This is a genomic window from Psychroserpens sp. AS72, from assembly GCF_038900375.1.
GTDB lineage: Bacteria > Bacteroidota > Bacteroidia > Flavobacteriales > Flavobacteriaceae > Psychroserpens.
In genome coordinates, this window is the sequence record NZ_JBBMRC010000009.1 from 130,115 (window position 1) to 145,428 (window position 15,314).

At 32.1% G+C, this 15,314-nt stretch carries 16 protein-coding genes; 12 read left to right on the top strand and 4 right to left on the bottom strand.

Going from position 1 to position 15,314, the window contains the following annotated elements:
• Nucleotides 1-2: 2 nt before the first annotated feature.
• Both WNY78_RS15160 and WNY78_RS15165 read left to right on the top strand, forming a co-directional pair.
• The gene (locus tag WNY78_RS15160) at nucleotides 3-710 is read left to right on the top strand and encodes a copper homeostasis protein CutC (protein ID WP_342874063.1); all 708 of its coding nucleotides are present in this window, start codon (nucleotides 3-5) and stop codon (nucleotides 708-710) included.
• Nucleotides 700-3,168, top strand: a complete 2,469-nt coding sequence (locus WNY78_RS15165; protein WP_342874064.1) for a glycoside hydrolase family 2 protein — start codon at nucleotides 700-702, stop codon at nucleotides 3,166-3,168. Before WNY78_RS15160 ends, WNY78_RS15165 begins: the two co-directional genes overlap by 11 nt.
• A 231-nt stretch (nucleotides 3,169-3,399) precedes the next feature.
• On the opposite strand, the gene prmC is transcribed toward WNY78_RS15165, so the two are convergent.
• Both prmC and WNY78_RS15175 read right to left on the bottom strand, forming a co-directional pair.
• The gene (gene prmC, locus WNY78_RS15170) at nucleotides 3,400-4,284 is read right to left on the bottom strand and encodes a peptide chain release factor N(5)-glutamine methyltransferase (protein WP_342874065.1); all 885 of its coding nucleotides are present in this window, start codon (nucleotides 4,282-4,284) and stop codon (nucleotides 3,400-3,402) included.
• Nucleotides 4,281-4,772, bottom strand: coding sequence for a GNAT family N-acetyltransferase (locus tag WNY78_RS15175; RefSeq protein WP_342874066.1), 492 nt, complete (start codon nucleotides 4,770-4,772; stop codon nucleotides 4,281-4,283). Before WNY78_RS15175 ends, prmC begins: the two co-directional genes overlap by 4 nt.
• A 53-nt stretch (nucleotides 4,773-4,825) precedes the next feature.
• On the opposite strand from WNY78_RS15175, the gene WNY78_RS15180 reads away from it, so the two are divergent.
• The 5 genes from WNY78_RS15180 (at nucleotide 4,826) to WNY78_RS15200 (ending at nucleotide 8,734) form a co-directional block, all read left to right on the top strand.
• Nucleotides 4,826-5,290: an LEA type 2 family protein gene (locus WNY78_RS15180; RefSeq protein WP_342874067.1), complete on the top strand. Its 465-nt coding sequence runs from the start codon at nucleotides 4,826-4,828 to the stop codon at nucleotides 5,288-5,290.
• Entirely contained in the window at nucleotides 5,287-6,384 is a 1,098-nt protein-coding gene (ribD, locus tag WNY78_RS15185) for a bifunctional diaminohydroxyphosphoribosylaminopyrimidine deaminase/5-amino-6-(5-phosphoribosylamino)uracil reductase RibD (RefSeq protein ID WP_342874068.1), read from the top strand. Before WNY78_RS15180 ends, ribD begins: the two co-directional genes overlap by 4 nt.
• Nucleotides 6,371-6,988 carry an HAD family phosphatase gene (locus WNY78_RS15190; RefSeq protein WP_342874069.1) on the top strand — a complete coding sequence of 206 codons (618 nt, stop codon included), beginning with the start codon at nucleotides 6,371-6,373 and terminating at the stop codon, nucleotides 6,986-6,988. Before ribD ends, WNY78_RS15190 begins: the two co-directional genes overlap by 14 nt.
• Entirely contained in the window at nucleotides 6,985-7,860 is an 876-nt protein-coding gene (locus tag WNY78_RS15195) for a DMT family transporter (RefSeq protein ID WP_342874070.1), read from the top strand. Before WNY78_RS15190 ends, WNY78_RS15195 begins: the two co-directional genes overlap by 4 nt.
• Nucleotides 7,861-8,113: 253 nt before the next feature.
• A complete protein-coding gene (locus WNY78_RS15200; RefSeq protein ID WP_342874071.1) occupies nucleotides 8,114-8,734 on the top strand; it encodes a YigZ family protein in 621 nt (206 codons plus the stop codon).
• Here WNY78_RS15200 and WNY78_RS15205 read toward each other — a convergent pair.
• Nucleotides 8,731-9,141 (bottom strand): thioesterase family protein, encoded by a 411-nt coding sequence (locus WNY78_RS15205; protein ID WP_342874072.1) that lies wholly within the window; start codon nucleotides 9,139-9,141, stop codon nucleotides 8,731-8,733. The genes WNY78_RS15200 and WNY78_RS15205 overlap by 4 nt on opposite strands.
• Before the next feature lie 190 nt (nucleotides 9,142-9,331).
• On the opposite strand from WNY78_RS15205, the gene dnaA reads away from it, so the two are divergent.
• From dnaA to WNY78_RS15230, 5 genes are all read left to right on the top strand, one after another.
• Nucleotides 9,332-10,759, top strand: a complete 1,428-nt coding sequence (gene dnaA / locus WNY78_RS15210; RefSeq protein ID WP_342874073.1) for a chromosomal replication initiator protein DnaA — start codon at nucleotides 9,332-9,334, stop codon at nucleotides 10,757-10,759.
• 7 nt (nucleotides 10,760-10,766) lie between these two features.
• Nucleotides 10,767-11,222, top strand: a complete 456-nt coding sequence (locus tag WNY78_RS15215; RefSeq protein WP_342874074.1) for a low molecular weight protein-tyrosine-phosphatase — start codon at nucleotides 10,767-10,769, stop codon at nucleotides 11,220-11,222.
• 74 nt (nucleotides 11,223-11,296) lie between these two features.
• Nucleotides 11,297-12,706, top strand: coding sequence for a PQQ-dependent sugar dehydrogenase (locus tag WNY78_RS15220; RefSeq protein ID WP_342874075.1), 1,410 nt, complete (start codon nucleotides 11,297-11,299; stop codon nucleotides 12,704-12,706).
• Nucleotides 12,707-12,708: 2 nt separating this feature from the next.
• Complete coding sequence (locus tag WNY78_RS15225; RefSeq protein WP_342874076.1) at nucleotides 12,709-13,425, top strand: SAM-dependent methyltransferase; 717 nt, start codon at nucleotides 12,709-12,711, stop codon at nucleotides 13,423-13,425.
• Between the two features lie 125 nt (nucleotides 13,426-13,550).
• Nucleotides 13,551-14,525 carry a class I SAM-dependent methyltransferase gene (locus WNY78_RS15230; protein ID WP_342874077.1) on the top strand — a complete coding sequence of 325 codons (975 nt, stop codon included), beginning with the start codon at nucleotides 13,551-13,553 and terminating at the stop codon, nucleotides 14,523-14,525.
• A gap of 50 nt (nucleotides 14,526-14,575) precedes the next feature.
• Here WNY78_RS15230 and WNY78_RS15235 read toward each other — a convergent pair whose 3' ends face one another.
• Nucleotides 14,576-15,262, bottom strand: coding sequence for a peptidoglycan-binding protein LysM (locus WNY78_RS15235; RefSeq protein WP_342874078.1), 687 nt, complete (start codon nucleotides 15,260-15,262; stop codon nucleotides 14,576-14,578).
• Between the last annotated feature and the right edge of the window lie 52 nt (nucleotides 15,263-15,314).

Sequence of the window (15,314 nt, forward strand, 5' to 3'; positions counted from 1 at the left end):
TTATGCTTTTAGAAATCTGCGCAAATAGTTACCAATCTGCAAAAAATGCTCAAATCGCTGGAGCAAAACGTATAGAACTTTGTAGTGAGTTATCTATTGGAGGCATAACGCCTAGCTACGGATTAATAAAACAAGTCGTTGACAAATTAGACATTGAAACCTTTGTATTAATTAGACCACGAAGTGGCAACTTCTATTATTCTGACGATGAATTCGAGATTATCAAAAAAGACATTCAAATCTGTAAAGCGTTGGGTTGTCATGGGATTGTTTCAGGAGTTTTAAATAAAGACAGCACTATAGATATTGAAAGAACTCGAGAACTTATTGAACTTTCAAAACCTTTATCATTTACGTTTCATCGTGCGTTTGATGTTGTAGCAAATCCTGAAATTGCTTTAGAGCTATTAATAGAATTGGGAGTAGAACGCATTCTAACATCTGGTCAACACCCTAAAGCTATTAACGGATTAGAAACTTTAAAAGCATTACATAAACAAGCAAAAAATAGAATTACAATTTTAGTGGGAAGTGGAGTTTCTTCGGAAAATGCTCAGACTTTTAAAGATGCTGGTTTTGATGAAATTCATGCATCAGCTTCCGAAGTAATTAATAAAGAATCTCCAGATTATTTTGGAAATACACCTCAAACCGTTTCTAGTATAAAAGAAATTAAAGCCATTTTAAAAGTGATAGCAGATGAAGTATAGTGTATTTGTAGTTTTTCTAATCACTTTAATGAGTTGCCAGCCAAAACATGATTTACCATTTACGATTAATCTACATGAGAACTGGCAATTTAAAGCTGTGACAGATTCTGTTTGGCAATCTGCAACGGTTCCTGGCAATGTACATTCAGATTTGCTAGAGCATAAATTAATAGAGCATCCTTTTATTGGCGCTAATGAAGATAGCCTACAATGGATCTCTGAAACCGATTGGGAATACAAAACTCAATTTTCCGTAGACAAAGAAACTCTTAACAAAAAACATATTGAGCTTAATTTTGAAGGACTAGATACTTATGCTTCGGTATTTTTAAATGATAGTTTGATTTTGGAGACAGATAATGCGTTTAGAGAATTTTCGGTAGATGCAAAATCAATTCTTAAAGCTGAAAATGAATTGCGCATACGTTTTGAACACAATTCTATTTCCGAAGCAAAAGAGAAGAACAAATTAGCTTACTCACTTCCTGAAGGTAATCGCATTTTCACTAGAAAAGCTCAGTTTCAATATGGATGGGATTGGGGACCAAAACTCAATACGAGTGGGATTTGGCGACCTATCACCTTGAGTGCTTGGAATGATTTAAAAATTGATCATGCAAGCATAAAACAATTAACGCTTAACGATACATTATCTAACCTATATATTAAATTAGATTACAAATTAGATATAGAAACTAAACTTATATATGAAGTTTATATTAGTGATGGTAGTATCCAAAAAATTTACGACCAAAACATTGCAGAACCTTACGAAGATATTTTTATACAAATTATGAACCCTAAACGTTGGTGGCCACACAATTTAGGTAAACCTCATTTGTACGATATCAAAGTTATTGTAAAAGATGGCAAGAAAATTCTGGATAGTATTTCTCTAAAAAAAGGCTTGCGAACTATTGAGCTCGTCTCTGAAAAAGATAGCGTTGGTGAATCGTTTTATTTTAAAGTAAATGATGTTCCTGTGTATGCAAAAGGTGCGAATTACATTCCACAAAACAGCATGCAAAATAAAGTGACAGATGCGCATTATGAAAAATTATTAGATGATGTCGTTGATGCCAATATGAATATGTTGCGAGTTTGGGGTGGCGGAATTTATGAAAACGACATGTTCTATGATTTATGTGATGAAAAAGGGATTCTGGTTTGGCAAGATTTTATGTTCGCATGTGCCATGTATCCAGGAGATGAAGACTTTTTAGAAAACGTTCAGCAAGAAGCGACTCAAAATGTAAAACGTTTACGCAATCACGCATCCATTGTATTATGGTGTGGTAACAACGAAAACTCCGAAGGTTGGCATCGTTGGGGCTGGCAAGTAGACAGAAGTGATGAGGAGAAAGACGAGATTTGGAACAACTATCTTAAAGTATTTAACTCTATTCTACCAAAAACAGTTAACAAGTTTACAGACACTCCATACTGGGAATCGTCTCCAAAATACGGACGAGGGAATCCAAAATATAAGTCCGAAGGCGACGCTCACGATTGGTGGATTTGGCATGACGCCTATCCTTTTGAGCATTTAGAAGAAAATGTACCAAGATTTATGAGTGAGTTTGGATTTCAATCGTTTCCTAGCTATGAAACGATTAGATATATTAACCAAAGTGATTCTATTACTATTTCTTCGGAAGGCTTTAAAAACCATCAAAAGCATAGTCGCGGATTTGAGCTTATTGATGACTACATGAAACGCGATTTCCCAGTTCCAGATAATCCAGAGGATTATGTGTATGTGAGCCAGTTGCTACAAGCCTATGGGATTACAAAAGGTATTGAAGCGCATCGTCGCGCAAAACCTTATAATATGGGAACGCTCTATTGGCAACTTAACGATTGTTGGCCTGCGGTTTCCTGGTCGAGTTTGGATGTCTTCGGAAATTGGAAAGCCTTACATTATCAGGCTAAAAAGAGTTATGAGAATGTTTTAGTTTCTTCAGAAATTGAAGATAATATTTTAAGAACTCATTTAATTAATGACAATCTAGAAGGCATAGGAAACACTCTACAAATAGACATTTTAGATTTTGACGGAAACATAATATGGAGCAAAGCAGAAACAATTTATGCTGGGACAGACAACAAAATAGTTAATGAATTAGATATAAATAAACTCAACATTAACAAAGAAGAAGTCGTTGTCGTTTCTAAATTTAGCAATCACACATCTTACTTCTATCTAGCGAAACCAAAAGATCTAAAACTCAAAAAAGCACCAATCGAGCAAACTATAACTAAAACTGCTAACGGATTTAAAATCAAACTAAAAAGTACAACACTTCAGAAAAACGTATTCCTATATACTATGAAAAAAGGTCATTTTAGTGATAACTATTTTGACTTAATCCCTAACGAAACAATTGAAATCGAATTTAAAACTGAAGCGAATACATTGGATGATTTGAAGATTAAAACTTTGAATGACTTACTGTGATGAGATGCTGAAACAAGTTCAGCATGACGAAATAATAAATATTCAATTCTTCGCTAGCGCTCGTTTTTAACGAGTGCTCATTTGAGTAAACTTTTGTGGACACTCGTTAAAAACGAGCGCCAGCAATACCTTATTTGGAGATGCTGAAACTTATGAACTCCATGACAATGACAAAACAACAAACATTTAATTCCTAATAAAGGTGATGAAAGCGAGGTGGTTTTTAAAAACCTATTTTCTACCAAAAATCATCCTATCCTTTCCAAACATATCTTTTTTAAGCTCAATATCTTTGAAGTTAAATTTTGTCATCAATTCAATCATCTCCTTTCCTAGATATTCATTGATTTCAAAAAACAAAGTTCCGTTGTCTTTGAGATTGAGTTGCGCAAATTCACAAATAGCTTTGTAGAACTGTAAAGGATTTTCATCTTCTACAAACAAAGCTAAATGAGGCTCGTTTTCTAAAACATTGGGTTGTATTTCTGCTTTTTCTAAGTTACGAACGTATGGTGGATTAGAGACTATGACATCATAATAATGAGATGCCGAAACACCTTCAGCATGACGACTATCCAAAATATTATCATGAATAAATTCAACATCAACTTCATTAAGCTTTGCATTTTGCTTAGCAATTTTCAATGCGTCTTCGGAAACATCTAAAGCTGAAACTTTTGCTTTTTTAAGATGTTTCGCTAATGAAATAGCAATACATCCTGTTCCTGTACCAATATCTAGAATTTTTAATTGAGATTCTTCTAGCTGAGATTCTTCGCTACGCTCTGAATGATTATTTATTATCCAATCTACGAGTTCTTCGGTTTCTGGTCTTGGAATCAACGTATGCTCATTGACTTTAAAAGGCAGTCCGTAGAATTCTGTTTCTCCAAGAATGTATTGGATAGGCTTTTGCAATTTCAATTGTGCTAAAGCTTCAAAAAGCGGTTGCTCCTCCTCTTTTGTGATGACATATTCTGGTTCTAAAACCAAATGAATTCGTTTTAGATCGAGATAATGTTCAATCAAAATGTTGAAAAATGAATTGACTTCCTCATTTCCGAAGAGATTATCTAATTCCTTATGGTATATATTAAGTATGTCTTTTAAAATCATAGTTCTTTTTCCATCCAAACACCACATGAGTAATGTCCTGTATTACCTAAAGGTTCATTTCTATGTGTAAATCCGTAAGTTTCATAAATATGAATTGCAGCTTTAAGCTCTGGAATAGTCTCTAAATAACACGTTTTATAACCAAAACCTTTGGCAGCTTCTATGCATTTCTCAATCAGCTTTTTTCCATAACCTTTTCCTCTAACCAATGATGAGAAATACATTTTTTGCAACTCACAAACGTTACCATCGTAATCTTTGAGTTGTTTAATTCCGCCACCTCCAAGAACTTGAGTCCCATTTGCTACAACAAAATAAACTGCTTTCTCATCTTTATATGCTTCATACATAAAAGGTGTTTCGGCATCTTCATAAGCTGTTCCTGTTAAAGGCAGTTTAAAATCTATAAAACAGCTTTTTATGACTGCTTCCATTTGCAAATTATCCTCTGCTCTAATTTCTCTAATTACTATCGCTTCTTCACTCAACTTATTATAGTATTTTTGCGCTGTGAAGATACAGATAAATCTATTTTAAGAACATGCGCAAACTCATTTTATTATTAACAGTAACCATTAGTATGATGAGTTGCTCTGTGAAAGAAAAACCAATTTTTAAAGGTATTGAGGATATCGAAGTTGTAGATTCTAATTCGCAAATAATTACGTTAACAGCAACCGCTCTTTTTGAAAACCCAAACGATGTTGGTGGCAATTTAAAGAGTGATGATATTTCTATTTATGTAAATGACATTAAATTAGCTAAATTATCATCTGAAAGCTTTGATGTACCTGCTCGTAAAGAATTTACGATTCCATTAAAAGTGGATATTAGTACAGATAGTATTTTAAAAATGAGAGGAACTGATGCTATTGGTTCGCTATTAACGAGTTTACTTAATAAGCAAATTAAAGTGCAATATAAAGGAGACATTGTTTATAAAACGTTTGGATTTTCATATACATATCCTATTGATGAAACCGAAATGGTTAAACTAGACTATTGAAAACTCACGAAACTTATATAAAACGTTGTATAGAAATCGCTAAATGTGGTTTAGGCACTACTGCTCCAAACCCGATGGTTGGAAGTGTGATTGTTTTAAACAATAAAATTATTGGTGAAGGTTACACGAGTGCTTATGGTGGACATCATGCAGAAGTGAATGCGATAAACTCTGTAAAAAACAAAGAATTACTCAAAGATGCAACGCTTTATGTGACGCTGGAACCTTGTTCTCACTTCGGAAAAACGCCACCTTGCAGTGATTTAATTACAAAGTACAATATCGCTAATGTGGTTATTGGCTGCATTGATGATAATCCTGAAGTTGCAGGAAAAGGCATAGCAAAACTGAAAGCTGCTGGTTGTAATGTCACAGTTGGTGTTTTAGAAGGTGAATGTAAAGAACATCACAAACGTTTTTTTACGTTTCACAATAAAAAGCGTCCTTATATTATATTAAAATGGGCTCAAACTGCAAATGGGTTTATTGCGCCTTTAGAAAAAGACGAAAAGAAACCTGTTTGGATTACCAACAAATACTCCAGACAACTAGTCCATAAATGGCGAGCCGAAGAACAAGCTATTTTGGTTGGTACAAATACCGTAATTGAAGATAATCCTAGTTTAACGGTTCGTGATTGGACAGGAATAGACCCAATTAGAGTTATCATTGATAGACAGCTTAAACTTTCAAAAGATGCTGCAATTTTTGATTATGAAGAGGACACAATCATACTCTTTGAAGATGATGACACATTAGAAAAACCTTTTAAAACAGAAACAGGGTGGACTGTTTATCCTCCAAACACAAAATTTGGTGGTGGTTTATACGAAGCTATAGATTGGACTAAAGAGACTAAAATTGCACAACAAATTCGTACTATATTATATAAACATAATATCAACTCCATAATTATAGAAGGTGGAACAAAAACACTTCAAACCTTTATTGATGAAAATCTTTGGGATGAAGCTCGCATTTTCACAGGAAACACAACTTTTAAATATGGGATTAAAGCGCCTGAGTTTTATGGCAAGCTCATTTCCGAAGAAAAAATAATAGACGATACACTACATATATATGTCAACAATTAAAACACTCATTTTCGATTTTGGAGATGTATTTATCAATTTAGATAAGCAAGGTGCCATGACAAATGCGCTAGAATTATTTGAAGTCGATGAATTACCCGAAGAACTTGTTTCTATCAATACATTATATGAACAAGGATTAATTTCTACGGAAGAATTTATTGAGTTCTACACAGATAATTTCCCTAAGCTATCAGAAAAAGAAATTATTGACGCTTGGAATTATATCTTAAAAGATTTCCCAGAACACAGATTAGAATTCATAAAACAACTTGCTAAAGACAACACATACAAACTCATTTTACTGAGTAATACCAATAATTTACATATTAGTTGGATTGCTGAAAACATACTTTTTTATGAAGAATTCAAATCGTGTTTTGATGTATTTTACTTGTCTCATGAAATCAATTTAAGAAAACCAAATGCAGATATTTATGAGTTTGTACTCAAAGAAAACAAATTAAAAGCTAGTGACTGCTTCTTTATAGATGACACTAAAGACAACACTGATACTGCTTCTAATCTTGGGATTCATACATGGAATATTGATGAAACTTCTCAAGATATTGTAGATTTATTTGACATAAATAAAGATTTATTTTGATATATCTACTTCTAAGCATAATTGCCTCTACGCTTATATTTATCGCTTTTAAGTTATTTGATAAATATAAAATCAATACGCTTCAAGCTATTGTTGTCAATTACTTTATTGCCTGTTTGTTTGGATTATGGATGTACGACAAACCTATAGAAATTCATACCATCATAGCGTCAAAGTGGATTTATGGTGCTATTGTTTTAGGATTTCTATTTATTGCTATTTTTAATGTCATGGCATTAACTGCGCAACGCAAAGGACTTTCTGTCGCTTCTGTCGCTTCAAAAATGAGTGTTATAATTCCGATAATTTTTGGGATTTATGTGTATCATGAAAGCGTAGGTGCTCAAAAAATTATAGGAATTGTTTTAGCATTAGTTTCAGTGTATTTGAGTTCTGTTAAATCTAAAAACATTAGCAACCCAACAAAAGGCTTGTGGCTTCCAATCTTATTATTTTTTGGATCTGGTATTATTGATACCTCAATAAAATATATTGAAACTAGATACCTACCAGAAAATAGTATACCTATTTTTTCTGCTACAATTTTTGCTTTTGCGTTTGTTATTGGTTGTAGTATTTTAATTTTTAGAGCAAGTAAGCAGCCGTTTACATTTCCGTTGAAAACATTAATTGGAGGTGCTTTTTTAGGGATTACCAATTACTACTCGATGTACTATCTACTAAAAGCTCTTAATCACGAAAGTCTTGAAAGCTCGACATTATTTACTGTAAACAATGTAGCAATCGTAATGATTACAACACTTTTAGGTGTTCTCTTTTTTAAGGAGAACATCTCAAAAACAAATTGGGCAGGAATCTTATTAGCCATCATTTCTATTGTAATTGTTACTTTAGACCTAAGTTCGAACTAAGATTTAATTTTCAGAATCCAAAAAAAAGTGAGATTTGAAGTATAAAATTATTATAATATCAAGATATTGTAATGATTTTATACGATAAGATTACATTTTCTTTGGGTTTCTAAAAAGATTTAATGAATTTCCCCCAATTATTGTTATAACTTTTCAAATTAATTAGTTAGTCCTTCAAAATTATAACTGCAAATTGATTAAAATTCATTTAAACTGAAAACAAATATTAATTCGAACTCAGGTCTTAGCATAAATGGAAACAACAGATATTTATAAAACCATCACCAAACCTACACCAGAAGTTCTATTTAAGGACAGAAACAGTAAGTTTTTTGGTTACGCGTTTCCTATTACTTCAGAAGATGACGTCAAACAACACCTAGAAGATCTAAAAAAACAACACCATCAAGCTAGACATTGGTGTTATGCATATCAACTTGGAATGCAAGAAAAAGATCATGTTTTTAGAGCTAATGATGATGGAGAACCAAACAATAGTGCAGGAATGCCTATCTATGGACAAATCCAATCTTTTGAAGTCACCAACATACTTATTGTAGTTGTACGGTATTTTGGAGGCACAAAACTTGGTGTTGGCGGATTAATAAATGCATATAAAACTGGAGCTCAAATGGCTTTAGAGGCATCAAAAATAGTAACCAGAACGGTAAACGTCGAATATAGCATCACTTTTGATTACAAAAACATGAATAAAGTGATGCGAATTATTAAAGAAAAAAATTTAAAAATAAAAAATCAGACTTTAGAATTGAGTTGTGAACTTATCATTTCGGTTCGATTAAAAGATGCTTCTTCAATATTTGAGATTTTTGATACACTTTACGAAATTGACATCAAGGATTTAAACGATTAATTTCGCAGTTTATCTAAAATATATTCTGGACATTTTGTAGGTCTATTCTTATTAATGTCAATAAAGACCAAAACAGAATTTCCAGTTGTTAAAATCTCACCTTTTTCATTTACAATTTCATAATCAAATTCAATTTTTGCTGTTGGTAATTTTACAAGTGTAGTTTTTACTTTAATGAGGTCATCATAACGTGCTGACTTTTTGTAATTTATGCACAATGAAACTACAGGCAACATAATTCCGCTTTCCTCCATCGCTCTGTAAGAAAATCCCATTTCGCGAAGCCAACCGGTTCTACCCATTTCAAAATATTGCGCATAATTCCCATGATAGACAACTCCCATTTGATCGGTTTCTCCATAACGTACTCTAAATTCTATTTCAATTGTTTTAGAAAGGTTTCTCATAAATTTTGATATTTTTTTTGTACTTTCGAGTCGAATTAAACATGAGGAAAAATTTCTAAATAATCAACCCCTTTTGATTTTTTTATTAAGAATTTTGTTCACATATTTGTCACCTAGAATGATTGAAGAGAAACTCGGCTTTCTCTTTTTTTTGCTAACTAATTATCAACACAAAAATTAACCTTAGAGAATGGATATAACTGCGCAATCGGTATGGGATAACTGTCTTTCATTTATAAAAGATAATATTCAACCACAAGCCTACAAAACTTGGTTTGAACCTATATTAGCAGTGAAGCTTACTGATAATGCATTAAGCATTCAGGTTCCTAGTAAATTTTTCTACGAGTGGTTAGAAGAACATTACGTTAAAATTTTAAAAGTAGCACTTACAAAACAATTAGGCGAATCTGCAAAATTGGTTTATGTTATCAAAATGGAGAATACCTATGGTAACAAACAACCATTTACAGAAAAAATCCCTAGTTCTAATCGTAGTGCTTTAAAATCTCAAGACGTCGATGTACCATTAAACAACAAAAACCCAGAACTCAAAAATCCGTTTGTAATTCCTGGAATTAGAAACGTAAAAATTGAGTCTCAGCTTAATCCTAATTATAGTTTCGAAAACTTCCTTGAAGGTGACTCTAATCGTTTGGCTAGAAATGCTGGATTAGCAGTTGCTAATAAACCTGGAGGCACATCATTTAATCCACTATTAATTTTTGGAGGCGTTGGTTTAGGAAAAACACATTTAGCTCATGCGATTGGTGTTGATATTAAAGATAAATATCCTGAAAAAACAGTTTTATATATTTCTGCGGAAAAGTTTACTCAACAGTATATTGATTCTGTAAAAAAGAATAATAGAAACGATTTCATACATTTTTACCAAATCATTGATGTTTTAATTATTGATGATGTACAGTTCTTATCTGGAAAGTCAGGAACACAAGATGTATTCTTTCATATATTCAATCACTTACACCAAAATGGAAAGCAAGTTATTTTAACTAGTGACAAAGCTCCTGTTGACATGCAAGATATTGAACAACGATTATTGTCTCGTTTTAAATGGGGACTTTCTGCAGAATTACAAAGCCCAGATTTTGAAACTAGAGTGTCTATTCTTAAAAACAAACTCTATCGTGATGGTGTTGAAATGCAAGATGACATTATTGAGTATGTTGCAAAACATATTAAGACCAATGTTCGTGAATTAGAAGGTGCTATCATATCTTTAATTGCTCAGTCTTCTTTCAATAAAAAGGAAATCACAATTAGTCTTGCTAAAGAAATAGTTGAGAAATTCGTAAAGAACACAAAACGTGAAGTCTCTATTGATTATATCCAGAAAGTAGTCTCAGATTATTTCCAAATGGATGTGAGTACTTTACAATCTAAAACAAGAAAACGTCACATCGTACAAGCGAGACAATTAGCAATGTTTTTTGCTAAAAAATACACTAAAGCCTCTTTAGCTAGTATTGGTTCTCAAATAGGAAAACGTGATCACGCTACTGTACTTCATGCTTGTAAAACTGTTGACAACCTATCGTCTACAGACAAACAGTTTAGAAAATACGTAGAAGACCTTTCTAAAAAATTATCTCTATAAATATATCATGACAAGTATTCTAATGGTTTGTTTGGGCAATATTTGTCGATCTCCATTGGCACACGGTCTCTTAGAATCAAAATTGCCAAGTGATTTGTTTTACGTAGATTCTGCTGGTACAGCAAATTATCATATAGGAGATTCACCAGATCAACGCTCAATAGCTGTTGCAAAAACTCATGGTATAGATATTTCTCAACAACAAGTACGACAATTTAAAATTTCAGATTTTGACACTTTTGATTATATCTACGTAATGGATCAATCAAATTTTGATAATGTCATTAAACTTGCTAGAGACACAGATGACTTTGCTAAAGTAAAGCTCATTCTTGAAGTTGACACATCCACTTTAGACAAACACGTTCCTGATCCATATTATGGAGGCGATTCTGGATTTGAGAATGTATTTAAACTTTTGGACAAAGCTACAAGTATAATTTCTCAACAGCTTTTAAGTTAGTCATCATTAGCATTACAAGTTATATCGCTTAATTTTTTCGTATTTTGTAAAAAAAATCCTAAAATCTAAGAAAAATGAAGAAAATTACATTTCTAATAACTTGCTGTTTTGTGTCATTAACTTTCGCTCAAGACATCTCTTTAGAATCTTTCGTAACTGGTTTATCAAGTCCTGTAAATGTTAAGCATGCTGGAGATGATAGACTTTTTGTTGTAGAAAGAGACGGTAGAATAAAAGTGATTAACGCAGATGGTTCTGTAAACTCAACTAACTTTTTAGATATAGATAACTTAGTTACTGATTTTGGAGGAGAACAAGGCTTATTGGCCACGGCTTTTCATCCAAATTATGCTACTAATGGTTTCTTTTATGTCAATTATATTGACAACAATGAAAACACTGTGATTTCGAGATTTACAAGAAGTGCTGTAGGCATTGCTGATCCAAACTCTGAAGTAGTGCTTTTAAATGTAGTACAACCATTTGGCAATCATAATGGTGGTGATTTACATTTTGGTCCTGACGGTTACCTATACATCTCTTTAGGTGATGGTGGTTCAGGAGGTGATCCAGGAAATAGAGCTCAAAGTTTAGGCACTTTGTTAGGAAAAATGCTTAGAATTGATGTCGATGTTACTCCTGAGCAAATTACTGCAGGAACAACTTACTTAATTCCAGCCGACAATCCATTTGTTGGTGTATCTACAGCTTTAGATGAAATTTGGTCATATGGATTAAGAAATACTTGGAAATTTTCATTTGATAGAACAACTGGAGACTTATGGACTGCAGATGTTGGCCAAAATGAAATAGAAGAGATAAATAAAGTGGATGCATCTTCAACTGGTGGAGAAAATTACGGTTGGAAATGTTTTGAGGGAACTACAATTTTTAGCAATCAAACCGGTTGTGACACGATAACTCATGAAACTCCTGTAGCACAATATGATCATAGCAGTACTGGAGGATGCTCTATCACAGGTGGTTATGTTTATAGAGGAACAACTCAAACCACATTAGAAGGCTTATATTTCTTTGCAGACTTTTGTAGTGATAATATTGGCTACGTCAAAGAAGTATCACTAGGAAATTATGACTTATCTTTTGTTGAAGATTTATCTGGACTAGGTTTTTCTGCTTTTGGAGAAGATGTAAATGGAGAATTATATATCGTAAGTTTATATCAAGGTGCTATTTTTAAAATTAATGAAGAAATTTTAAATGTAGAGGAACAATCATTAGGTGACATTAAAATGTTTCCTAATCCAGCAAACAACCAACTCACTTTTGATTCAACAAACACGTCAAATCAAATTGAATCTATAACAATTTATGATGTACAAGGAAAAATAATGGCATCACATTCAAATTTTGAAGAACCATTAATTATTATTTCTACGGAAATGTTAGCAATTGGATTATATGTCGTAGAGATTAAAAACTCTAAAGGAAACAGAAGTATTCGTAAACTTATTATTGAGTAATTATGACAAACAATTTTGGGAAATTGTATCTCATACCAACACGTCTTGGTGATAATCCTCCTTTGGAAGTCTTGCCTATTTCAGTAAAAAAAATTATTGAAATGATAGATGACTATATTGTAGAAAATGAAAAAACTGCTCGAGCATTTATAAAGAAGGTAGATTCGAGAAAACAACAATCTTCATTAAACTTCAAGCTTTTAAATAAATATACGACTCCAGAAGAAACCCATAATTTTCTGGATGATTGTAAAAAAGGTAAATCAATGGGTTTACTCTCTGAAGCTGGTTGTCCTGGTATTGCAGATCCTGGTGCAGATATTGTAAAGCTCGCTCATGAAAACAACATTCAAGTTGTACCTTTAGTTGGACCATCGTCTATTGTACTGGCATTAATGAGTTCTGGAATGAACGGACAATCGTTCGCTTTTAATGGCTATATCCCAATTGATAAAGCAGAACGAAAAGCAACTCTTAAACGATTAGAACGTTTGTCTTTTGAACAAAATCAAACTCAATTATTTATTGAAACACCTTATCGTAATAATAAAATCTTAGAGGATATTTGTGCAACACTCCATCCAAATACAAGAGTCTGTATTGCTTGTGACATCACATTACCATCAGAATATATTAAGACAATGAACGTTAGTGAATGGAAAAATGCTAATGTAGATCTACATAAACGACCAGCAATTTTTGTGATTCATAAGGATTAACAACTTCACTATTATTACAATTTTAACTTTTCATAATCTTTAAAATTGTGAATTAAATTTAAAACACTAATTTCGTTTTTTAAGCCTTTCAAAATTATTCTTTTAGCAAACACCCTAGAAATTAGATGATGAGATTTATAACATTTGATGATATTATTGATACGTTCTTGAAAGGCAAACAAAGAGGATGGCAATTTATAATGTCAAAATTTACAATATCAAATTCTTCAAGAACTAAAAGCGCCTTCAATAAATCTTCAAAATTAAGTTCAAATTGGTGGATAATTCCATATGTGCAACAAAGAAAGAATTTGAAGATGTCTGGAGACCCAAACATTAATTACAAACAATTTTTAATACAGGAACTTCTTAAAAATAAATCGAACTTAAAGCTCCTTTCTTTAGGTAGTGGACATTGCGGTCATGAAATTGAATTAGCGCAGTATGAAAATTTCGAACAAATAACCTGCCTTGATCTTTCTAATGAAAGAATAGAAGCTGCCAAAAAACTTGCCAAAACAAAAAACTTGAACACTATTAATTTTATTTGTTCAGATATTAGTGAATTCAATTTTCAACAAAATCATTATGATATTGTGCTATTTAATGCATCACTTCATCATTTTAAAAATGTTGAAGAACTACTAACTAACAAAGTTTATACTTGTCTTAATAGTGATGGACTACTCATCATTAACGAGTATGTAGGACCAAATAGATTACAATTTCCGAAGCATCAAATTAAAGAAATAAATAAGGCTCTTAAGTTAATACCCAAATCCTATAGAAAGCGTTACAATTCTAATTTTGTAAAAAATAGGTTCTTTGGCTCTGGGTTGATTAGAATGATTGTTGCAGATCCATCAGAATGTGTTGACTCAATAAGTATAATGCCAACTATACATGATAATTTTGAGACTGTTATAGAAAAACCTTATGGAGGCAATATATTAATGAATGCTTTAAAAGATATATCTCATCATTTTATAGACTTAGATAAAGAGAAAACTGATGTATTAGATAAATTATTCTCATTTGAAGATGAGTTTTTAAAATCTAATCCTTCAAATTTTGTTTTTGGTGTCTACAAAAAGCGATAATGAAAATAAATTTCGCTCATTTGAAAAATCATCAACCCTAATAATAAAAATTATAAAACTGCCTTAGCCTTCTTATCAGCTTCTATAAACGAGGTGTCATAACCAGAAAACTTTTTCATATAATAACTTACAGAAGAACCATAAGCATCTGATACGTTTGTACTTCCGTTGCTTCTCAAAAATTTCTTTACACTTCCTGGTCCTGCTAAATGTGCAGCTGCTAAGATTCCAGATTCGGTAACCTCAACTCCATTTATATTCTTACCTTCAAAACGCTTGATATCTTTTCTAAGAATCCATTTATTACGCTCAGCATTTGCTAAAAACGCTTTTTCTTGAAGTTTTGGATTGTATAAAAACTGGTTAGGATTGTAAATCCCAATGAGTTTTAATGTTTCTGCACCAAATTGATATTTACCCAAATAACCCAAAGTATTTACTGTAAAATAGTTACCTCTAGATTCTTTAAAAGCTAATGCTTCTTTAAAACCTATATAAGATTTACCTAAATGAGGAAAATACAAGTATGTTGATTGAAATGGATTTGATAATTGTAAATGATCATATTCAGCATCCTCATCAAGAGAAGTAAGATCATGACTCATATCATAGTTGAGCTCTAAACCTGCTGTAGAATAATCATCAATATTTAATGATTCTTGAGGTTTAAGTGCCAAATAAAGCATGGCACAAATAGCTAATGGAATGACGAAATAATTACTTATTTTTTTTATCATAAAGCTAATTTTCTTTAAGACTAAATGTTCCCTAAACTGTCCTAAAATTTCA

Bases quoted from the DNA above. Each gene is read 5' to 3' on its own strand.
- prmC (WP_342874065.1), bottom strand. From the start codon at position 4,284: ATGATTTTAAAAGACATACTTAATATATACCATAAGGAATTAGATAAT.
- WNY78_RS15200 (WP_342874071.1), top strand. From the start codon at position 8,114: ATGGAAACAACAGATATTTATAAAACCATCACCAAACCTACACCAGAA.
- WNY78_RS15165 (WP_342874064.1), top strand. From the start codon at position 700: ATGAAGTATAGTGTATTTGTAGTTTTTCTAATCACTTTAATGAGTTGC.
- WNY78_RS15220 (WP_342874075.1), top strand. From the start codon at position 11,297: ATGAAGAAAATTACATTTCTAATAACTTGCTGTTTTGTGTCATTAACT.
- WNY78_RS15230 (WP_342874077.1), top strand. From the start codon at position 13,551: ATGATGAGATTTATAACATTTGATGATATTATTGATACGTTCTTGAAA.
- WNY78_RS15205 (WP_342874072.1), bottom strand. From the start codon at position 9,141: ATGAGAAACCTTTCTAAAACAATTGAAATAGAATTTAGAGTACGTTAT.
- dnaA (WP_342874073.1), top strand. From the start codon at position 9,332: ATGGATATAACTGCGCAATCGGTATGGGATAACTGTCTTTCATTTATA.
- WNY78_RS15235 (WP_342874078.1), bottom strand. From the start codon at position 15,262: ATGATAAAAAAAATAAGTAATTATTTCGTCATTCCATTAGCTATTTGT.
- WNY78_RS15225 (WP_342874076.1), top strand. From the start codon at position 12,709: ATGACAAACAATTTTGGGAAATTGTATCTCATACCAACACGTCTTGGT.
- WNY78_RS15215 (WP_342874074.1), top strand. From the start codon at position 10,767: ATGACAAGTATTCTAATGGTTTGTTTGGGCAATATTTGTCGATCTCCA.
- WNY78_RS15190 (WP_342874069.1), top strand. From the start codon at position 6,371: ATGTCAACAATTAAAACACTCATTTTCGATTTTGGAGATGTATTTATC.
- WNY78_RS15160 (WP_342874063.1), top strand. From the start codon at position 3: ATGCTTTTAGAAATCTGCGCAAATAGTTACCAATCTGCAAAAAATGCT.
- WNY78_RS15180 (WP_342874067.1), top strand. From the start codon at position 4,826: ATGCGCAAACTCATTTTATTATTAACAGTAACCATTAGTATGATGAGT.